Source organism: Marinobacter antarcticus (assembly GCF_900142385.1).
Taxonomy (GTDB): domain Bacteria; phylum Pseudomonadota; class Gammaproteobacteria; order Pseudomonadales; family Oleiphilaceae; genus Marinobacter; species Marinobacter antarcticus.
Window position 1 is genome coordinate 1 of sequence record NZ_FRAQ01000004.1, and the last position, 20321, is coordinate 20321.

Genomic DNA, 20321 nt, shown 5'->3' on the forward strand with positions numbered 1-20321 from the left:
CCCCAGATAGCCATCGTCACCGGCCCGGAAGGTGAAGAAATCCACTGTGACGAATTTGGCCGGGTAAAAGTACGGTTTCCCTGGGATCGGCGCCAGCAGCAAAGCAAGGTAGAGAGCACCGAGAACAACGAACACAGCAGCGCCTGGCTTCGAGTCAGCCAGGGTTGGGCCGGTGGTCAATATGGCTTTATGGCCCTGCCGAGAATCGGAAACGAAGTCATCGTCTCCTTTCTCGATGGCGACCCGGATCAGCCCATCATTACTGGCCGAACTTTCCACGCCACCAATACACCGCCTTACGCGCTGCCGGAACACAAAACCCGCACTACCCTGAAAACCCAGACCCACAAGGGCGAGGGCAGTAACGAGCTGCGTTTCGAAGATGAAGCCGGAAAAGAACAGATCTATATCCATGCTCAGAAAGACCTGGATCTGCTCACCGAAAACAACCGCACCGAAGTCATCAACAATGACAGCCACCTGACCGTTGAGAACGACCGCTTCAGCCACGTACAGGGCGATAGGCACCAAACCACCGACGGTGAAAAGCGCGAACAGATCGGCAAAGACCATAGCTTCAACGTAACCGGCACATTGCACCTGAAAGCCGGCACCGCGTGGCTCAGTGACTCTGGTACTGAACTACACATTAAGGCCGGACAAAAGGCTGTTATTGAAGCCGGTGCCGAAATTACCCTGAAGGCCGGCGGCAGCTTCGTAAAAGTCGACCCTGGCGGTGTCGCTATGGGTGGGGCTTCTATCAAAATGAACGCCGGTGGCTCGGCGGGCAAGGGGAGTGGACAGAAGGTGGTGGTGCCGGAAAAGCCTGGACGGGTAGAGAAGGCCGGGGTCGTCAGTCCTGCACCTGAACACTTACCAGAGGCACCTCAACGACCAATGGCCAAGCCAGATCAGATTCGCGCAATTAAAAATGCAGCCAATCAGGGCAAGGGAATATGTCAGGTCTGCTCACCAGAATCCCAAGGTGCGATTTGATGGGTAATCTGGCTGGATTTCCTGATATGGGGAAGACGTTCGTTCTCATTGACGGCGCAAAAGTGAATAACTTGTCCCAGTTCATATATCGAGAAGAAGAGTCCCCTCAGTGTGACGCGCTATACCGGGGAACCGAATTCGCCGATCTATCTGAAGTATCGCCGTGGCTGGTTGAAACAGGCTTTAATAGTATTCTGGCCCTGAAATGTTTCGATGAATGGAAGCACTTGGGTGCCGCCATCCTGATGCAGGCCGACTGTGATTTTGAGCAGGTCATGACCCACTTGCGTGGATTGCTTAAAGCCCGGCTAGTCAGCGGTGATGAGGTGATTTTTCGGTTTTACGACCCTGAAATCATGCGGGGTTTGTTGAAACAGGATTCGACAGGCGAGGATACGAGTCGCCTTATGGGTTCCTGCAGCATGTATGCCATTCAGGATCGCCGCACGGGTGAGTGGGAGTATTTTCACAATGCCCAGCCGTCGTATGAGCGGCAGAAGGAAGTGTTCAGTATTCGCGAGGAACATCAGGTTGCCATGGAAAAAGCGGCGGAGCGGACAGCTCTCCGAAAACTTGAGCTTCACACTGCAAAATACTTTCCCCATCTGCTGCAGCGGTCGGGTGGAAACGAGTGTAGCTGGGATGAAATATCTGCGTTGGTCGACGCAGCGAAAGAAAGAGGGCTGCACAGTGCGCGCGATATCGCTCTCTATATCAATATTATTGGCTGGCTTGGGCGTCAGGCGTTTGAGGACCGTGATGTCCAGAATCTGTGGAATAGGAATTCCGCAACACCCAGTAAGGCCATAACGCAAATCGCAGAATTGGCTGAGAACAAGTCAACGGAGGGACTGGCCCATGGGTAGCGCTAACAGCTCAGCATTTTTACAGGGCGCTGACGACATCGATTCCGCAGTGCAGGTATGCCCGCTACAACTTAAAACAGTTGCGTTGTATCCGGTTCGTTGGGCGATCAGCCAGGAAGAGACTGCTCTGCCCGCCAACTTTCACCCGCCAACCGTTTTACTTGAAAACACTCATTACTGTGTTCGCAAACTGACCCCGGGTTGGGTCTATATGTTCTCGGAGGTGTCCGGGACGTTTCATGAGTACAGAGTCAATGAGCAAGGTGTGATAACGGAAGTACAGCCGGGAGTGAATTCGGTTCTGCTCCCAGATGTTGATGCGGAAAGTGCTTTGCCCTGCATACACCACCCTGCGCAGGGGAAAGTGTTTTTGAAATTCGTTCATCATCGATGGACTGCTCGTTTGCAGGAACTTGCACGAACGGATGCAAAGATTCGTGAAGGGTACATGCAGGCATTCGATTTGCAGGAGTTGCCGGAGAAAGGTGAGGGCATCAATATTGGCGAAACCGAAGCTTTAAACGCTTTGGTTGAAGACTTTCGATCCGAGCTGCGGGATTTTAGCTGGAGTTTTACGGACTTCGCGCAAGGAATCAATGAAGCAGATCTGCAGGGCCAGTGTAAAAAAGAAACCGAGTTCTCGTATTGTGTTGCTCTTCAGGACGAGATTGGTATCGCCTCTGAGTTAGGGCAGCTGCATGCCCTGCATGTAAACCTGATTTTGAATCACGCCGAGGAAAATACTTACGCTTATACAACCTCGCAAATGGTGGATGCGCTTATAGCTCGAGAGGCTGGAAAAAAAGAAACGGAAGACAAACGAAACGAAGCAGCCGGAGAGTTGAAAAAGCGTATCCGCCTGGCAGACAAGGATGCCTTTTTAGAGGGCTATCATAAGCAGGCTCAAGAATACGACCAGGCACGCAGCTGCGTGTTTGATGATTGGAAACGATGGATTGATTCCGATCAGATGGCGAGGAAGCTGGAGCTCAACGACATCTACTGTGCAGATGGGTTTAAAGCGGTCGAAAAAGAGCTCGCGGATATTCTTGATGGGTACGTCGGAGCGGAGAAAGGCAAACAAGACGCAGAGAAGTGGATGGCGGCGGAAGAAGGCGATGCTGGCACCGTTGGAGGCTCACTAAAATGTGTGTTATTTCTGGCATCTGCAACCAACAAAATTACGCAACAGCTGAAAGATCTTCCCGGTTTTGACTATGGCAGTCTAAAAGTCGTGGGTCGTATTTTTGACATGCCCGCACATGTTCAGGTGAGTCTGGCTACGGACACCCTGATGCTGGAGTTTGCCGCACCCGCAGCAGCAATGGGGGCGTGGGCTAAAAACACGCAAACTCGTCCCCATTGGAAAAAGTGGATCAAGAATGTCTCGAAACGCTATGGCATCGAAATCCACGAGCACGGCATAGCGCTGGATACCGCGACGGAGTTGCTTCTGGAGGCCAACCGAAAATCACTCGAAGCGGCCTCGGGCCATTACTTCTCAGAGCTTTCAATGACTCCTTTGGCAGCTGGAATGGCAGATGTCCGAATCAGGAACTATCTGCAAACAACCCTGATCGAAGTGTTTCATCTGGATCCGAACTTCAAAGACAACCCGTTTGACTGGCTCCATACACGGCTTGATCCGGTGGTTGAGAGCATCAAAGAGAACTGCGGAAAGTTCATTGGAGCGGTGACTTTTTTTCAGGCGTTTAACATGGTGAGCCTGTTCTCGGGTTTGAGGGAAACACATCAGGATGTGATGTTAGGAGATCGCTCCATGGCTGATAAATGGTTGCCCTTTGTGGACAGTTTTTGGAGTGTCGCTGAGGGTATTGTCAACCTCAGTGGGCTTCTGATCCGATCAGAGTATGCCAAAGCCCTCGGAGTCGATCTTTCGGCAACTGGAGTAAGGGTGTCGGAAATTTTCAGGGGGGCGAGAGCAGTTCAGGCACTGACCAAGGGCACCACAATTATTACGAAGGTAGCCGTAAAATACCTTCCCCTTATTGGGCCGGTTCTGGCAATAATCCTGGAGGGAAAAGCTGTCCGCCAAGCCTGGCACACCGGTCAAAACGCGGCAGTGCTTCTGGCCGCTGTTCAGATCGGGCTGACTGTGAGTATAGGCTACCTGACCATTTTGGCTTTGGCAGGTGCGGCTACTATAGTGAGTGCGCCCATTGTGTTGATAGGTGCGATGTTGTTGGTGATCACCGTAGCTGTCAGTGCTATCCAGATGTACATCGCTCGCTCCCGGATGGAGGATTTCTTGTCACAATCCTTCTGGGGCGAAGCTCCTACTCTTCGCTATTGGGATAACCAATCTAGGCCTTCCAACGATGAACTACTTGACGCGGGAAGCTTCATCACTTCCCAAGATGAAGGTGTTGAAGTAAGGCAGTATTTCGAGGCGGAATTAAACGCGTTCCACTACATATTATTCTCTCCCTTTGTTCGGGTTACCGAGTATATGTCAAAGCATGCGGCAATTACTCGGCAAGGCGAGCACAAGATTCTGTCAGAATTCACGGGATTCGTAGTGTGTTTCCCTGGCTATGATCAGGCGTCTTGCACGGTTTCTATCAAGCTATTTGAGGCGGACCGAAATTGGTTTTTTGATGATCAGTGGGACGATATCACTGATTTATTTGAGCGTAGAATGGATGCCAGTTTTTCCTCCAATGAGGCTATGTATCGATTTACCCATTACAACCACAACAATCGGGAGCAGCTTGAACTGCTTATCGAGTATGTTAAAGACGGACGAAAAATTACAGGGGATGAGGGTCTGCGAATCATCCTGGATGGAAACGGCGTAGAGGAGTTGGGGGTTGATGAGCGACTCACCTTTGAACTGTGATTTCCCTGAGACGGATATTGAGCAGCAGCTAGAGAAGCGGCTGTACCGCACCCATGGAGAGCGGCTTGCTAGCCCTCCGGCCCGCAAAGTTGCGGGGATATCTGACTCTTCGGAAGAGATGGACTACGGTGTCGCTTACATCAGTGAACGATTCATGGACATACGGACGGCCTTTTTGATTTTTAGAAGATTTCAGTTGGTTGTCATAAACTTGTTTATGATAATTGCGCTGTCCGTCATGTGGATGATTGGCCAGTTTTACTATGGTGTGTTCTCAGCATCAGCGGCTCTGTTGTTACCTCTTTGGGTTGCAGTTTATCTGTTCGAGATATTCTTTCCGCTCACGTTGCCGGTTCGGATCGACCGGCAGAAACGTTTCGTATACGCGGGGCATCGGGGCACATTCTATCGTATTCCATGGGATGAGCTGGAGGTGAGCTTTTCCCACAACTTGCAGTACTTGGGTTCTGGTGTTGTTTGGGAACGGCAGTATTACTCCCATCTTTACCTGCGAGATAAGCACTATTTTTGCGGAAAAGCCCCCCGGAGGCCACTGCAGCGCAAAAAGCTCTCTTCGGGCTTTAAGGAAGAGGATATTTACAGGAAATGGAATTTCATTGTCAGGTATCACAATGAGGGGATTGTTGAGGGAGATGATGACAATCTTGCCACGGCCAATTATGACGCATATATAAAGCACGTTGGCTTTAAATCTTTAAGGGTTTCCCTTATTGATCACTTCTTCTTTATTTTTTTTATGCCTACTTTCATCTGGTGGAAATTTGCTCCTTTTAAGTTCAAATGGCCTAAAGAAATCGAAGATGTATTTGGCAAGTTTAATTGCTACTGATTTTTGGCGAACCTTGCCATTCGCTTTTGACGCAAGAAAGCCGAGCCTCCCGACTAACCCAATAAAATCTGAATGACTCACCGGCTAATATAGCCAAGTTTCTTAATAGTAAACTCCAGCATACAGGGATCAAAATCGATGAAAGGACTCCTTATCCCCCTCTTGTTATTAGTTACCCCCATCACCCAAGCCGGCGCCTACCGCTGGGTTGATGAAAACGGCCAGACTCACTTCGGTGATCGGCCACCCGCGAATGCAGTTGCTGACGAGGTACGCCTGGAAACAGCACCGCCGAACCTGGATGCGGCTGCCAGTGAGCGCAAACAGCGGGTTAGTGAATTCCTTGAGCAAAGCGAAAAAGAGCGTGCCGCCCGGGAAAAAAACCAAGCTGGACAGGAGGCCAGAGCGGCCAAGCTCAAAGCTCACTGCGAGGCCTTGGAGGCGCGCCTGAAACATCTGAAAAGCGTTTCGGGGATTTATCGGCTGAACAAGGAAGGCGAACGCGTTTTTGTTAATGATGAAGAAAACGAGCGTATTCGTAAGGAGTTTCGGGCGCGTGTCCAGAGTGAATGCGAAGTTTGAGTCTGGTTTGGTTTGCTGTCGCCCTCTCGGCTCAGGCAGCTCAATAATGCGGTAATGCCTCACCAAAGGTACACTGGCCTGCTTGCCAGCCGAAACTTCGGTGGCACACCAAATCAGGCCGGCAGCGACTTTAATCGCTGCCGGCCGACAGGCTATGGATTTTTTTATGGAAGACGAACAGCACTCAAGTGAACAGAGCAGCCCTGGAGTCGGAAAAACTCTGGCCGACCTTTCCACGCCTATCTACGGTCTCTTTACCCTGGGTATTCTTTACACCCTGTATCTTGCTCATCAGATCATTTTGCCGATGGTGTTGGCGCTGCTGACAAGCTTGCTGTTGTCGCCTCTGGCTTCGCGTATGTGTACCGGGCTGCGTCTTCCCAGAGTGGTCAGTTCGCTGATTCTGGTATTGCTGCTACTTGCCGCCATCGCGGGTGTGTCCATTGCTGTTGCCACGCCGGCGCTGGAGTGGGCGGGTAGGGCTCCTGAGGGTATTTCCCGCTTGCTGGTCGGAGAAAGTGAGTTGAAGCGGCAGATCAGTAAGGTCACGGAATCTGCACAGAAAGTGGAGGACTCTGTCAGTGAGTTCTCGGAGGGGGATGGCAAAAAGACCAGGCAGGAGCCAACCACGGTCGTTCTGCAGACCGAATCCTGGCGTGCCCAGCTTATGAACAAAGCCCGTGTAGGTATTGTGGGCCTTGCGCTTGCGATGGCACTGACATATTTCCTGTTGGTCAGTGGCGACAGGCTGGTGCTTAACTTTGTACGTCAGTTGCCGAGAGGTCACCGCAGAACTGTTTTGCGTATTACCCGGGATTCCCAGCACCAGATTGCCCAATATCTTGGCGTTCTGGGGTTCAGTAATACATCGGTTGGCGTGGCTACCGGTCTGATGGCCTGGGCTATCGGCCTTCCAGATCCGGCCGTATGGGGGCTGGTGGCGGGCCTGGCCCGCTTCATCCCTTATCTTGGCGTTATCCTCACCATTCTGTTGTTGGCAGTTGTTTCGGCGGTAAGTCTGGATACCGTCTGGATGATGGCCATTGCGCCGGCGGGCTATCTTGCCCTGACAACGATGGTGGGGTTCTTCATCGAGCCTTGGATACACGGTTTTCGCATGGCAATTAACCCGGTGATTATTTTCGTTTCCATTTTTTTCTGGGGTTGGCTGTGGGGTCCCGTTGGCGTGTTGCTTGCGGTGCCTCTGATGACCGTTATTCAGGTTGTTTTGAAGCAGATTCCCAAGCTGCGGCCTGTTTATAAGGTGATTGCCCGTTAGCCTGTAGCAGGCAATATCATGAATACCCGGCATAAGCCCTGACACCTGTGTGAATGTCACCTATCCTGAGGGGATACCTTACATTCCGCGGGCAGGGAAGATCATTTACTTATGATCCCGAATACCATGAAAGCCATGGTTCTTACCGACCACGGCGACATAGAAAAGCTTCAGTATCAAGAAGTGCCCACGCCGTCTCCGGCGCAGGGTGAGGTTCTGGTTCAGGTAACTGCTACCGCCAAGAACAATACAGATCGTAAGGCTCGGGAAGGGCTGTACCCCACCAAAAAAGGCGAAACCACTTCGTTTCAGATGGGTGGCAAGCCCACTTTGATTTTCCCTCGTATTCAAGGCGCAGACATTGCCGGCCGTGTCGTAGCCGTGGGTGACGGGGTTGATAGCAACCGTGTTGGCGAGAGAGGCCTGCTGGACTTCAATATCTATGCGGATAGCCGCCGGGACATCAATCTGACCCCGGATTATTTTGGCCATGGCGCAGATGGCGGTTATGCGGAATACGTGGCCGTTCCATCAGATCAGTTCCACGCTGTGCCGAATGAGGACCTGACCGATGCCCAGCTTGCCGCAATGGGAATGTGTTCATACCAGACAGCCATGCACATGCTCACGTCTGCCCATGTACAAGCCGGAGAGCGTGTTCTGGTTACCGGCGCAAGCGGCGGAGTTGGCACGGCTCTGATCCAGCTCTGCCGGATTATGGGTGCTATTCCTTACGCCCTGAGTACGTCGGATAAAGCCGCAGCTCTCGCGGAGTTAGGTGCAGAGTCGGTGCTTGATCGCTCTGATATGGACAGCTTCGTGGAGCGTGTAAAGGCGAAAACCGGCGGCAAACCCCTTGATGTGGTTATGGATCTGGTGGGCGGCGATATGACCGATCGCTTCATCGACGCCATGATCTTTGATATGAACGCCCGCGAGACCTATCCACGCCTGAGTATTGCCGGCGCCAGTGGCGGAAATGTCAGTGAAATTCTGTGGACTCGGATTTACCTGTATCAGGTGCAGATCTTTGGCGTCTCCCACGGCACCCGGGACGAAGCGGAACAGCTTGTGGCGTGGATTCGTAGCGGACAGCTCAAACCGGTGCTTCATGGTGCTTTCCGGCTTTCGGAGCTGCATCAGGCAGAGCGCTATTTCATGAATCGTGGCAGCAATTATCTCGGCAAGATTGTCATTGTTCCGGATTCGCAGTGGGAAGAGCACGGCAAGCCCTGGTCTTTGGAGAGAAACACATGAAACAGGAACTGACGATTCAGCTTATCGACACCCACGCCGGAGGCGATGTCAGCCGCATTGTGACCGGCGGCATCGATCCGCTGCCTGGAGACAGTGTGCGGGCACAAATGGAGTATCTGCGTGACGACGCCGACGGGCTGAGAAAATTGTTGCTGGAGGAGCCTTACGGTATCCCCGAGATGTCCGTGGATTTGCTGGTTCCTTCATCCGATCCCCGTGCGGCTGCCGGTTACATCATCATGGAAGTGATGGGGTACCCGATTTATTCGGGCTCCAACACCATCTGCACAGCGACTGCAGTGCTCGAAGCCGGAATAGTGCCGAAACAGGAAGGCAGGCAGAGCTTCCTGCTGGAGTCTCCGGCGGGTCTGGTGCGCATCGACGCACTGGTTGAAAGCGGGGTGGTTGAAGCGATTACCTGCGAAGGCCTTCCAAGCTACATACATACCCACCGGGCCAGTATCGAGGTGCCGTCACTCGGCACTGTTACTTACAGCGTAGCCTACAGCGGCGGGTTCTACGCACTCGTGGATGCGGAAGCTCTGGGGTTTGACCTGACACTGGATGAAGAACGAAAGCTCGCGTGTGCTGCCCACGCCATTGTCGAGGCGATTCAGGCGGAGCGGGGATTTTCTCACTATACCTTGGGTGATGTGGGGCCTCTGCCGTTTCTGCACTTTATGGGGCCGGTACACCAAGTGGCCGGGGGCTATTATCGCTCCCGCTCGGCGACCTATGTGCACCCCGGCGTCATCTGCCGGAGCACGACGGGTACAGGTACCTCGGCGCGGCTGGCACTGATGCATTATGAGGGGCTGATTCGCCCCGGAGACAGGCTCGAAACCGTGTCGCTTCGGGAGACCGGCTTTATCGGTGAGTTTTCTGGTATAGAGCAGGAAGGTGATTACCAGGTTGTGAAAAACAACATAACCGGGAAAGGCTACGTCATTGCTCGTTCGGATATTGTGGTCAATTGCGACGATTCATTGGTGGATTGTGATGGGCTTCATCATATTCTCAGCAGTCGCGAGTCCTGCTGATTGTTAACGACGTTCGCCTAAAGTTTACCTTTACGTAAAGTGAAGGCTATGATAAATCTTCATCATGCATTTAATGATAAAAATAGCAGGAGTTGATTATGAGCCTTCCCGAATACGCTGACGTCTACAGCAACTTCGATCCCGCCGCTCTGGAAGCGGACATCCTGGATGGAAGTCTGGAGAATGGGCTGAACGTCTGCCACGAGATTTGTGACAAGTGGGCGACCGATCCAAAGAAAGTCGCGCTTTATTACGAAAAAGATGGCGGCGGCGACGGCGTGCTCACCTTTGCTGAGCTAAAAGAACAGTCTGCCCGTTTTGCGAACTATCTGGCTTCGCAGGGTATTGGCAAAGGCGATCGGGTTGCCGGCCTGCTGCCAAGAGGCCCGGAACTGCTTATTGTTATCGCAGGTACGCTGCGCGCTGGCGCAGTTTATCAGCCGCTGTTTACGGCTTTCGGCTCCGGTGCTATCGAATATCGCCTTGAGCGTGCGGGAACAAAGCTGGTAGTGACGGACCCGACAAACTACCCCAAGCTCACCGACGTGAAGGATTGTTCGCCAGTACTGTGTATTGATGCAGAAAAAGCGGGTGCCGGTATTCCGGATTTCCGAAGTGTTCTTGACGCACAGAAGCCTGACTTTGAACCAGTGATGATCAAGGGTACTGATCCATTCCTGCAGATGTTCACCTCTGGTACCGTGGGCAAGTCAAAGGGCGTTGCCGTGCCGGCCCGTGCGCTGATGGCTTTCTATGTGTACATGAAGTACGCCATTGATCTGCGCGATGACGATACATTCTGGAACGTCGCAGATCCGGGCTGGGCATACGGTCTTTATTATGCAGTGGTTGGACCACTGCTGATGGGGCATGCTACCCACTTCAATCCGGGCGCGTTTACCCCGGAATCCACCTACGACATGATCCGCAAGTACAAGATCACCAACCTCGCCGCTGCGCCTACGGCTTACCGCCTGCTTAAAGCCAATGATCACGTACTTCCAGAGGGCGAGAACCTTGGCCTGCGTGTGGCCAGCAGTGCAGGTGAGCCCTTGAATCCCGAAGTGGTTAACTGGATCAAAAATCGGCATTACTGCCCGGTTATGGATCACTACGGCCAGACTGAAACCGGTATGACCTGCTGCAACTTCCACGCCCTTGCGCATCCGGTGCGCCCAGGCTCAATGGGCTACTCTTCTCCGGGCCACAAAGTGGTTGCCCTGAACGAGAAAAACGAAGAAGTGGGCGAGGGAGAGGTCGGGCAGATTGCTGTGGATGTGAAAGCCTCTCCGCTGTTCCACTTTGACGGCTACACTTGGGGCGAAAAAGACCCCTTCGTAAAAGGCTACTACCTCACCGGTGATATGGCGATCTGCCACGGTGATGGCAGCTTCTCATTCAGTGGGCGTGATGACGATATCATTAGTACGGCCGGTTACCGGGTAGGCCCCGCGGATGTTGAAAGCACACTGCTGGAGCACGCTGCTGTTGCAGAGTCCGGGGTAGTTGCCAAGCCGGATGAGAAGCGTGGTTCGATCATCAAGGCCTACGTTGTCATTAAAGGGGATCAGCAGCCTGCGGATGATCAGGTCCTGCGGGATGAGCTGCAGGAGCTGGTTCGTCGGCGCCTGTCTACGCATGCATTCCCCCGTGAAATTGAATTTGTGGATGAGCTTCCTAAAACGCCCAGCGGTAAGATTCAGCGCTTTGTGTTGCGTAACCGGGCCCAGGAAGAGCCCAATTCATGAAGATTACGTTTGAGGAGTTGGACATATTTCTTCAGGAACAGTTTCCTCAGGGGGCCGCTTACGGCAGCCTGAGGAAACTCGGTGATGGCTGGGCAGAGATGAGCCTGGATGTCGACGACGGTCACCTCAGGCCGGGTGGAACGGTATCTGGCCCGGTGATGATGGGGCTGGCGGATGTAACCCTTTACGCAGCGTTGCTGAGTAGAATCGGGCTGGTACCTCTGGCCGTAACCACAAACCTGAATATCAACTTTTTACGTAAGCCTGCAGCACATGCGCCAATCTGGGCGAGAGCGACTATGCTTAAAGTGGGGCGCACGATGGGGGTGGGGGAAGTTTTTGTCTATTCCGAAGGTTCGGAAGATCCTGTCGCCCATTCAACGATGACCTATTCGATTCCACCGAAAAAACATGAGAATTAGATTGACGTCTACGTAAACGTCAATCTAATCTGTACACAAGTACAAATGTACAACAATAACAAAAGGTAGATTGGCTCATGAGTGACCAGTACGTGCTGGAGACCCGAAACCTTGTTAAAGAGTTCAAGGGCTTTGTTGCGGTCGACGACGTGAATCTGAAGATTCAGAAAGGCCATATTCACGCTCTGATCGGCCCTAACGGTGCGGGCAAGACGACTGTGTTTAACCTGCTCACCAAGTTCCTCATTCCCACACGCGGAAAGATCCTCTTCAAAGGCGATGACATTACGTCCATGAAGTCAGCGGCGATTGCTCGCAAGGGCGTGGTGCGTTCCTTTCAGATTTCTGCGGTGTTCCCCCACATGACCGCTCTGGAGAACATCCGGGTGGCACTGCAAGGCTTTGAAGGCTCCTCGTTCAGTTTCTGGAAGTCCGGAAGTTCTCTGAACAAGCTGAACGGGCGTTGCATGGAATTGCTCGATTCTGTTGGTCTTGCCGAATACGCCAACACAACAACCGTTGAGCTGGCCTATGGCCGAAAGCGGGCCCTTGAGTTGGCTACGACCCTGGCCATGGAGCCGGAACTTCTGTTGCTGGATGAGCCTACCCAGGGTATGGGCGCAGAAGATGTGGACCGGGTTGTGGAGCTGGTCCGCAAGGCGGCGCAAGGTCGGACAGTACTCATGGTTGAGCATAACCTGAGTGTCGTGAGCAAACTGTGTGATCGAATCACAGTACTGGCGCAGGGCGCGGTGCTCACCGAGGGTGACTATGAAACGGTGTCTGCCGACCCGCGTGTCCGTGAAGTTTATATGGGTACCGCTTCCAGCGGAGAGCGCGGTTCGACCTCCGAGGAAAGCGAAACGGAGGCCGCCCGATGAGTCATAGCTCAGACAAACAGTATGAACAGCTGCGTATTTCCGGCCTGCATGCCTTTTACGGTGAGTCCCATGTTCTGCACGGCATCGACATGGTGGTTCATCGGGGCGAGCTGGTCACGTTGCTGGGGCGTAACGGGGCCGGTCGCAGTACCACGCTGAAATCGATCATGAACATGGTAGGGCGCCGTACTGGCTCGATCATGATCAATGGTGAAGAAACCATGGCCTGCGCGCCACATCATATTGCCAGGTTGGGTGTCGGGTATTGCCCCGAGCATCGGGGAATTTTTTCCGCACTCAGCGTCCAGGAAAACCTCACGCTTCCGCCAGTAGTGCGAAGTGGCGGAATGAGCCTGGAAGAAATCTACTCCATGTTCCCCAACCTCTACGAACGCAGGTTCAGCCAGGGCACTAAGCTTTCGGGCGGCGAACAGCAAATGCTGGCTGTGGCCCGTATCCTTCGCACCGGCGCCAACATGCTGTTGTTGGACGAAATTACCGAGGGCCTCGCCCCGGTCATCGTCGAGATGCTGGGGCATGTGCTGATGAAACTGAAGGAGAAAGGGCTGACCATCGTCCTTGTAGAGCAGAATTTCCACTTCGCTGCGCCTCTGGCCGACCGACATTATGTCGTCGAACACGGGCAGATAGTGGAAGAGGTCAGCGCCGATGAGCTGAGTACCAAACAGTCGGTGCTGGATCGCTATTTGGGCGTTTGATCCCGGATAGGAAAGAGCGAAAAGTAAAACAATAGCAACAATAAACCCGAACCAACGCAAACAGTAGCGGAGATATAATAATGACAATGATGAAAAAGCTTCTGACTTCAGCCGTTGCCTCAGCCATGATGGCCAGTGGTGCCCAGGCTGCGATTTCAAACGATACCGTCAAAATCGGCTATCTGGCGGACATGTCTGGTACCTATCGTGATCTTGCGGGCCCAAATGGTCTGACAGCACTGGAAATGGCGGTTGCCGACTTTGGCGGCAAGGTCAATGGTGCCAAAATCGAGATTGTGAGTGCTGATGACCGAAACAGCCCGGACGTTGCATCCAGCACCGTTCGTCGCTGGGTTGAAAACGAGAACGTCGACCTGGTAGCGGGGCTTGTGGCCTCGTCTGTCTCCATCGCCGTCAGTGACATCCTCGAAGAGAACGACAAGCTGGGCATCATTTCCGGTTCCGCTGCTTCGAGCATCACCAACGAGCACTGTACCCCGAACCACATTCACTACGTGTACGATACCTACCCGCTGGCCAACGGCACCGCAAGTGCTGTCGTCAAAGAGGGTGGCAAGACCTGGTATATCCTGACTGCAGATTATGCGTTTGGCCACTCCCTGGAAGCTGACGTAACCCGTGTGGTGGAAGCCAATGGCGGGGAAATCATCGGAAAGTTGCGTCATCCGTTCCCGACGCCTGATTTCTCGTCCTTTATTCTTCAGGCCCAGGCTTCGGGTGCTGACGTGGTTGCTCTGGCGAACGCCGGCGCAGATACCACCAACGCCATCAACACGGCCAGCGAGTTTGGTGTGACCCAGTCCGGTCAGACCCTCGCCGCGTTGTTGTTGTTCCTGACGGATGTTCACGCACTGGGTACTGAAGCGGCCCAGGGTATCCAGCTGACAACAGGCTGGTACTGGGATATGAATGATGAGACCCGTGCCTGGTCGGACCGTTTCATGGAAGAGACCGGTGTACGTCCAACCATGGTTCATGCCGGCATCTACTCCAGCGCCATGCAATACCTGAAAGCGGTTGACGCTACCGGTTCAGACGATGCCCAGACTGTGCGCAAGCAAATGATGGATACTCCGATCAACGACATGTTTGCCAAGAACGGTAAGATCCGTGTCGATGGCCGGATGGTGCATGATATGTTCCTGGCGGAAGTGAAGACCCCGGACGAGTCCACGGGTGAGTGGGATCTGTACAAGATTCTTCGCACTATCCCGGCAGACGAAGCCTACCGTCCGCTTTCCGAGAGCAAATGCCCGCTGGTAACTGGCAAGTAAGAGCGTAACCCTTCGGGCTCCCGCACCTGACGGGTGTGGGAGCTCCGGAGAACCCCAACGATGATTCCTGGTATCACGTTTGCGCTGCTTTTGGAGTAAGCAACATGTCCATGATTTTTGGTGTCCCCCTTGCTGTCCTTGCTGGTCAGCTTTTGATCGGGGTCATTAACGGCGCCTTCTATGCGCTGTTGAGTCTCGGGTTAGCCGTTATTTTTGGTCTGCTCAAGATTATTAACTTTGCCCATGGGGCAATGTACATGCTCGGCGCCATGGCTACCGTCATTCTGTTCGACGCTCTGGGCGTCAGCTATTGGGTCGCTCTTTTCGTGGCACCGCTGCTTGTCGGCGCTGTCGGCGTGCTGATCGAGTACTTCTTGCTCAGGCGCATTGCAGGCCAGGACCATATTTACAGCCTTCTGCTGACCTTCGGTGCTGCCCTGCTGATTCAGGGTGTACTGACAAACATCTACGGGGTATCGGGGCTCCGTTATTCCATGCCGGACCTGTTCAAGGGTGGGATGAATCTCGGATTCATGTTTCTGCCGTATTACCGGGCCTGGGTTATAGTGATTGCACTGCTAGTATGTTTTGGCACCTGGTTCATGATCGAAAAGACAAAGCTTGGTGCTTACTTGCGAGCAGGAACAGAAGATTCTCAGCTGATGCAGGGCTTCGGCATTAACGTGCCTTTGCTGATCAGCCTCACTTATGGATTTGGCATTATGCTCGCCGCTTTTGCCGGCGTTTTGGCGGCGCCAATCTATTCCGTAACGCCCGTGATGGGCTCGCACATTCTGATAACGGTGTTCGCGGTGGTGGTTATCGGTGGCATGGGTTCCATTGGTGGCGCGATCATTACCGGTATCCTGATGGGCATAATTGAAGGGCTTACCAAAACGTTCTACCCGCCTGCGTCATCCGCGGTGATCTTCCTGGTCATGGTGGTAGTTTTGATGTTCCGGCCTGCGGGTCTGTTTGGTAAGGAGACATAACCATGAACCAGCCCTTTGATCAGGCCGACATCCATAAAGCCATCCTGGAGCAGCAGAAGGCGGAAGACCGAAAGAAAATGATACTTAACGGTGTCCTGCTCCTGCTCCTGCTGGCGGCGCCGTTTGTCATGTATCCGGTCTTCCTGATGAAGATACTTTGCTTCGCACTTTTTGCTGTCGCATTCAACCTCCTGTTCGGTTTTACCGGGTTACTGTCCTTTGGTCACGCCGCCTTCCTGGCAACCGGCGGATACACCACCGGCTATCTGCTCAGCAATTACTCCGGCCTGCCTACGGAAGTCGGGATCCTCGCGGGAACGGCGCTGGCCACAGTGTTGGGACTTGGTTTTGCCCTGTTGTCGATTCGTCGTCAGGGCATCTACTTCGCGATGGTAACCCTGGCGCTGGCGCAGCTTGTTTTCTTCTTCTTTGTCCAGTCGTCATTCACGGGCGGGGAAGACGGTATGCACGGAATTCCCAGAGGAAACCTGTTCGGGCTAATCAATCTGGAAGACAACCTGAATATGTACTACTTCGTGCTGGCTGTGTTTATCGCATGTTACTTGCTGGTGCAGCGCATCGTCAGTAGTCCCTATGGCCAAGTGCTCAAATCCATCAAGCAGAACGAGCCCCGGGCGGTCTCTCTCGGTTACAACGTGGATCGCTACAAGATTCTGGCCTTCGTGATTTCCGCTGCGCTGGCGGGTCTGGCCGGATCCATGAAGTCGGTGGTATTCCAGCTGGCTTCCCTCAACGATGCGCACTGGCACATGTCCGGTGAAGTTATCCTGATGACCCTGGTGGGTGGTATGGGCACCTTGCTCGGCCCGGTGGTCGGCGCTACCTTTGTGGTCAACCTCGAGTACCAGCTTTCACAGGGCCCACTCCGGGACTGGGTAGACCCGATCCTGGGTGGCATCTTCGTGCTTACGGTGCTGGCGTTCCGCAGCGGTATTGTGGGGGAGATTCAGAAGTTCATGAAAAAGAATATGGGGTAGTGTCGGAGCCACGGATAGAGAAAGCAAAGGGTCACTTTTCGGAGTGGCCCTTTTTTATTGCTCCAACTAGTTCACTCAAAAGGTAAGCATGCTTATAATGCTGCGGCTCACAAAGAGCTGGTGGCTGCTTCATGCTTCACATTTCGAGGAACCGGGACACTATGTGCGATAACAACTACAGATCATCCGGAAAGCTGATAGGCAATGAGTCCGGACTTGTGAACAGCAGATTCATACTGCTCACCGTTATACCCCTCGCAGTGATTCTGATAGCCACTGTTATCTACCTTCTCGGCGGCCGTTATGTTGAAACCGAAAATGCTTACGTGCGCGCGGACATGGTCTCCGTGGTGCCTGAGGTATCCGGTACCGTTCTGAATGTAGCCGTGAAAGAAAATCAGAATGTGAAAACCGGCGATTTATTATTCGAGATAGACCCTCAGCGTTATCGGATTGCCCTTGATCAAGCAGAATCTGAACGGGCAGAAGTGCAGACCCAGATCGAAACCATGAAAGCCAGCTACAGGGAAAAACAGCAAGAGCTCTCGGTAGCCAGGAACAATCAGGCCTTTTCCCAGCGTGAGTACGAGCGGCAAGGAGAGTTAGCCAGAAAACGTGCGGTTTCCGAATCGGTGCTGGACAGCTATCGCCACAAAATGGAGCTCGCAGAGCAGCAGGTTCTGCAGGTTCACATGGGCCTTGAGCGCATCAAAGCCGGCTTGATCGGTGATCCCGATATTGCAGTGGAAGAACATCCGCTTTACCGCAAGGCGCAGTCTGCTCTTGAGGCAGCCCGGAAGGATCTTGACGATACTCGCGTACTTGCGCGTTTTGACGGCATTGCGTCCAAAACACCGGTAGAAGGGCAGTACGCCAATCCCAGCCGGGCGGCTATGAGTTTGGTATCCGTTGCCAGTGTCTGGGTGGAGGCCAATCTGAAGGAAACCCAGCTGACCCATATTCAGCCGGGCCAAAAGGTTGAGGTTGAAGTGGACGCCTATCCGGATTATTCGTGGCATGGTCGCGTAGGCAGTATTGCGGGTGCGGCTGGTTCCGAGTTTTCCGTTTTGCCGGCGCAGAATGCAACTGGAAACTGGGTGAAGGTCGTGCAGCGAATTCCTGTGAGGGTTGAGCTGGAAAACACTCCAGACGCGCCAAGGTTGCTGTCAGGCATGAGCGTGATGGTGTCGATTGATACTGGCGCTCAAAGTCGTGGCCCCGCGTTTATGCAGCCGCTGACGTCCTGGATTCAGCGAGTTTTTGGAGTTGATGCCGCGCCTGAGATGGCCGGAGATTCTGAGTGAGCGAGCAGGCCACTGGCTCCGGTGTCGCTAACCGGGGGCTGATTACCGTATCCATAATGCTTGCAACGATTATGCAGACGGTTGATACCACCATTGCCAATGTTGCGTTACCCAACATGCAGGGAAGTATGTCTGCCACGTCTGAGCAGATTGCCTGGGTGCTGACCTCTTATATCGTCGCTGCAGCGATCATGACGCCCATGACCGGCTTCCTGGCCGCCCGCATGGGCCGTAAAAAGTTATTTATGACCGCAGTTATCGGTTTCACCGTAACGTCGATGCTGTGTGGCATTGCCACCTCGCTGGAAGAAATGGTGTTGTTCCGTATTTTGCAGGGCGTATTCGGCGCTGGCCTGGTGCCGCTGTCCCAATCGGTGCTCCTGGATACCTACCCGAAAGAGAAACATGGCTCCGCCATGGCGATGTGGGGTGTGGGCGTCATGATTGGCCCTATCCTTGGCCCGACATTGGGTGGCTACCTTACTGAATACTACAACTGGCGCTGGGTTTTCCTGATTAACCTGCCGTTTGGTGTTCTTGCTCTGGTTGGCATCTTCTTGTTTGTTGAAGAAACAGAAAAGGTGTCACGGCGTTTCGACTTGTTCGGCTTTGCGCTGCTTTCGCTGGCTATCGGTTCTTTGCAGCTGATGCTGGATCGTGGGCAGAGTCTCGACTGGTTCTCCTCCATGGAAATCATCATCGAATCACTGGTCGCAGCACTGTGTCTGTACATGTTTATCGCTCATATGATGACCGCAAAGGAACCCTTCCTGGAGCCAGGGCTGTTCAAGGATCGCAACCTTGTTCTAGGTCTGGTGTTTATCTTCATTGTTGGCGTGGTACTGCTGGCTACTCTGGCGCTGCTGCCGCCGTTTCTCCAGAACCTGATGGGCTTCCCGGTCATTACTACCGGCGAGGTGCTGGCGCCCCGCGGTATAGGCAGTATGGTTGCCATGATTGTTGTCGGCCGCCTGCTGAGCGTCGTGGATGCCCGTTTGCTGATAGGCATCGGCCTTATGCTGGTATCAGTTTCTCTGTTCCAGATGGCGCAATTCAATCTGGATATCAGCCCCTGGGCTCTGGTCCAGACCGGCCTGATTCAGGGCGCCGGCCTTGGCCTGGTGTTTGTGCCGCTGAGCACGATTACGTTCTCCACACTGGCGACCCGTTATCGCACTGAGGGAACGTCCATGTTCAGTCTGATAAGGAACATAGGCAGCAGCATCGGTATTTCGGTGATGGTTGCGCTTGCCGCCCGGAGCACCCAGACCAATCATGCGGTTCTGGGTGAGCAGCTGACGCACTATCGCGATCCGGTTCAGAGACTGCTTGAAGAAGGGGGAGGCCTGGGTTCCGCGGATCAGGCCCTTGCCATTCTCAATGGTGAGCTCAGCCGGCAGGCAGCCGCCATTGGTTATCTTAACGATTTTCAGCTTATGGCATGGATGACGCTGCTGGCGATCCCACTGATTCTGCTGTTCCGGAAGCTTTGATGAAAAGCATCAAGATAGGTTGTTGCTCCGCCACCCGCTCTCTATCTCAAGGCAAGCTCAACTGCCTGGGCTGCGTGGATCTCTGTCGTGTCGTATAGCGCAACATCCGTATCGGAGCTTTGGATCAGCAAGCCGATCTCAGTGCACCCCAGAATAACGGCCTGAGCTCCGCGCGCGGCCAGTGAATCTAGGATATCAAGATACGTAGCTTTTGAATCAGGATTGATGATGCCCTGGCATAGTTCTTCGTAGATTATCCAGTGTACAGCGTCTCGCTCACCACCATCCGGAGTGATGACCTTGATGCCCTGTTTTTCGAGACGCTCTCGATAGAATGCCTGCTCCATGGTGAATCGGGTGCCAAGCAGCCCTACCGAGGTTATACCGTCTCTGATGAGTACCTTGGCGGTGGCCTCGGCAATGTGAAGCAGAGGCATAGTGGTAGCCTGCTCAATCTGCGGGGCGATTTTATGCATGGTGTTGGTGCAAATCAGCAGAAAGTCGGCTCCGCCGGCCTCAATGGACTGTGCAGCCGATATCAGTATCTTCGCAGTTCCGCCCCAGTCGCCCTTATGCTGGAGAGCCTCAATCTCGGAAAAATCTACACTGTAGAGAACGATTCTGGCCGAGTGGAGCCCACCGAGTTGTTCCCGGACTTTCTGGTTGATGAGGCGGTAATAGGTCTGGGTTGATTCCCAGCTCATTCCGCCAATTAATCCGATGGTTTTCATACAGCCTC

18 protein-coding genes are annotated in these 20321 nt (G+C 53.5%); 17 read left to right on the forward strand and 1 reads right to left on the reverse strand.

Annotation, left to right across the window (positions count from 1 at the left end; genetic code table 11):
- From BUA49_RS15385 to BUA49_RS15465, 17 genes are all read left to right on the forward strand, one after another.
- A partial coding sequence (locus tag BUA49_RS15385) for a type VI secretion system Vgr family protein (protein WP_228704519.1) occupies positions 1-996 on the forward strand: 996 nt, incomplete at its 5' end.
- Positions 996-1862 carry a DUF4123 domain-containing protein gene (locus tag BUA49_RS15390; RefSeq protein WP_072799211.1) on the forward strand — a complete coding sequence of 289 codons (867 nt, stop codon included), beginning with the start codon at positions 996-998 and terminating at the stop codon, positions 1860-1862. The genes BUA49_RS15385 and BUA49_RS15390, both read left to right, overlap by 1 nt.
- Entirely contained in the window at positions 1855-4722 is a 2868-nt protein-coding gene (locus BUA49_RS15395) for a toxin VasX (protein ID WP_072799213.1), read from the forward strand. The genes BUA49_RS15390 and BUA49_RS15395 overlap by 8 nt, the downstream gene beginning before the upstream one ends.
- Positions 4697-5572 carry a hypothetical protein gene (locus BUA49_RS15400; protein ID WP_072799214.1) on the forward strand — a complete coding sequence of 292 codons (876 nt, stop codon included), beginning with the start codon at positions 4697-4699 and terminating at the stop codon, positions 5570-5572. The genes BUA49_RS15395 and BUA49_RS15400 overlap by 26 nt, the downstream gene beginning before the upstream one ends.
- A gap of 138 nt (positions 5573-5710) precedes the next feature.
- Positions 5711-6154, forward strand: a complete 444-nt coding sequence (locus tag BUA49_RS15405) for a DUF4124 domain-containing protein (RefSeq protein WP_072799216.1) — start codon at positions 5711-5713, stop codon at positions 6152-6154.
- A gap of 166 nt (positions 6155-6320) precedes the next feature.
- Positions 6321-7433 carry an AI-2E family transporter gene (locus tag BUA49_RS15410; RefSeq protein WP_072799526.1) on the forward strand — a complete coding sequence of 371 codons (1113 nt, stop codon included), beginning with the start codon at positions 6321-6323 and terminating at the stop codon, positions 7431-7433.
- Between the two features lie 111 nt (positions 7434-7544).
- Positions 7545-8690, forward strand: a complete 1146-nt coding sequence (locus BUA49_RS15415; RefSeq protein ID WP_072799218.1) for a zinc-binding dehydrogenase — start codon at positions 7545-7547, stop codon at positions 8688-8690.
- Positions 8687-9730: a proline racemase family protein gene (locus BUA49_RS15420; protein ID WP_072799220.1), complete on the forward strand. Its 1044-nt coding sequence runs from the start codon at positions 8687-8689 to the stop codon at positions 9728-9730. The genes BUA49_RS15415 and BUA49_RS15420 overlap by 4 nt, the downstream gene beginning before the upstream one ends.
- Positions 9731-9828: 98 nt before the next feature.
- Positions 9829-11478, forward strand: coding sequence for an AMP-binding protein (locus tag BUA49_RS15425; RefSeq protein ID WP_072799222.1), 1650 nt, complete (start codon positions 9829-9831; stop codon positions 11476-11478).
- A complete protein-coding gene (locus BUA49_RS15430) occupies positions 11475-11900 on the forward strand; it encodes a PaaI family thioesterase (RefSeq protein WP_072799223.1) in 426 nt (141 codons plus the stop codon). Before BUA49_RS15425 ends, BUA49_RS15430 begins: the two co-directional genes overlap by 4 nt.
- 77 nt (positions 11901-11977) lie before the next feature.
- Positions 11978-12781, forward strand: a complete 804-nt coding sequence (locus tag BUA49_RS15435; protein ID WP_072799225.1) for an ABC transporter ATP-binding protein — start codon at positions 11978-11980, stop codon at positions 12779-12781.
- Positions 12778-13500 carry an ABC transporter ATP-binding protein gene (locus BUA49_RS15440; RefSeq protein WP_072799227.1) on the forward strand — a complete coding sequence of 241 codons (723 nt, stop codon included), beginning with the start codon at positions 12778-12780 and terminating at the stop codon, positions 13498-13500. The genes BUA49_RS15435 and BUA49_RS15440 overlap by 4 nt, the downstream gene beginning before the upstream one ends.
- An 80-nt stretch (positions 13501-13580) precedes the next feature.
- The gene (locus BUA49_RS15445; RefSeq protein ID WP_072799229.1) at positions 13581-14795 is read left to right on the forward strand and encodes an ABC transporter substrate-binding protein; all 1215 of its coding nucleotides are present in this window, start codon (positions 13581-13583) and stop codon (positions 14793-14795) included.
- Positions 14796-14899: 104 nt separating this feature from the next.
- Positions 14900-15787 (forward strand): branched-chain amino acid ABC transporter permease, encoded by an 888-nt coding sequence (locus BUA49_RS15450; RefSeq protein WP_072799231.1) that lies wholly within the window; start codon positions 14900-14902, stop codon positions 15785-15787.
- Positions 15788-15789: 2 nt separating this feature from the next.
- Complete coding sequence (locus BUA49_RS15455; RefSeq protein ID WP_072799233.1) at positions 15790-16785, forward strand: branched-chain amino acid ABC transporter permease; 996 nt, start codon at positions 15790-15792, stop codon at positions 16783-16785.
- A gap of 218 nt (positions 16786-17003) precedes the next feature.
- Entirely contained in the window at positions 17004-18089 is a 1086-nt protein-coding gene (locus tag BUA49_RS15460; RefSeq protein ID WP_228704520.1) for an HlyD family secretion protein, read from the forward strand.
- 56 nt (positions 18090-18145) lie between these two features.
- A complete protein-coding gene (locus BUA49_RS15465) occupies positions 18146-19582 on the forward strand; it encodes a DHA2 family efflux MFS transporter permease subunit (RefSeq protein ID WP_084063611.1) in 1437 nt (478 codons plus the stop codon).
- 41 nt (positions 19583-19623) lie between these two features.
- Here the strand turns inward: BUA49_RS15465 and BUA49_RS15470 are convergent, their stop codons facing one another.
- Positions 19624-20313: an aspartate/glutamate racemase family protein gene (locus BUA49_RS15470; RefSeq protein WP_072799238.1), complete on the reverse strand. Its 690-nt coding sequence runs from the start codon at positions 20311-20313 to the stop codon at positions 19624-19626.
- Positions 20314-20321 lie beyond the last annotated feature (8 nt).

Coding starts and splice junctions, on each gene's coding strand:
- BUA49_RS15465 (WP_084063611.1), top strand. CDS start 18,146: ATGCTTGCAACGATTATGCAGACGGTTGATACCACCATTGCCAATGTT.
- BUA49_RS15395 (WP_072799213.1), top strand. CDS start 1,855: ATGGGTAGCGCTAACAGCTCAGCATTTTTACAGGGCGCTGACGACATC.
- BUA49_RS15425 (WP_072799222.1), top strand. CDS start 9,829: ATGAGCCTTCCCGAATACGCTGACGTCTACAGCAACTTCGATCCCGCC.
- BUA49_RS15415 (WP_072799218.1), top strand. CDS start 7,545: ATGATCCCGAATACCATGAAAGCCATGGTTCTTACCGACCACGGCGAC.
- BUA49_RS15390 (WP_072799211.1), top strand. CDS start 996: ATGGGTAATCTGGCTGGATTTCCTGATATGGGGAAGACGTTCGTTCTC.
- BUA49_RS15445 (WP_072799229.1), top strand. CDS start 13,581: ATGACAATGATGAAAAAGCTTCTGACTTCAGCCGTTGCCTCAGCCATG.
- BUA49_RS15470 (WP_072799238.1), bottom strand. CDS start 20,313: ATGAAAACCATCGGATTAATTGGCGGAATGAGCTGGGAATCAACCCAG.
- BUA49_RS15405 (WP_072799216.1), top strand. CDS start 5,711: ATGAAAGGACTCCTTATCCCCCTCTTGTTATTAGTTACCCCCATCACC.
- BUA49_RS15440 (WP_072799227.1), top strand. CDS start 12,778: ATGAGTCATAGCTCAGACAAACAGTATGAACAGCTGCGTATTTCCGGC.
- BUA49_RS15430 (WP_072799223.1), top strand. CDS start 11,475: ATGAAGATTACGTTTGAGGAGTTGGACATATTTCTTCAGGAACAGTTT.
- BUA49_RS15435 (WP_072799225.1), top strand. CDS start 11,978: ATGAGTGACCAGTACGTGCTGGAGACCCGAAACCTTGTTAAAGAGTTC.
- BUA49_RS15455 (WP_072799233.1), top strand. CDS start 15,790: ATGAACCAGCCCTTTGATCAGGCCGACATCCATAAAGCCATCCTGGAG.
- BUA49_RS15450 (WP_072799231.1), top strand. CDS start 14,900: ATGTCCATGATTTTTGGTGTCCCCCTTGCTGTCCTTGCTGGTCAGCTT.
- BUA49_RS15400 (WP_072799214.1), top strand. CDS start 4,697: ATGAGCGACTCACCTTTGAACTGTGATTTCCCTGAGACGGATATTGAG.
- BUA49_RS15410 (WP_072799526.1), top strand. CDS start 6,321: ATGGAAGACGAACAGCACTCAAGTGAACAGAGCAGCCCTGGAGTCGGA.
- BUA49_RS15420 (WP_072799220.1), top strand. CDS start 8,687: ATGAAACAGGAACTGACGATTCAGCTTATCGACACCCACGCCGGAGGC.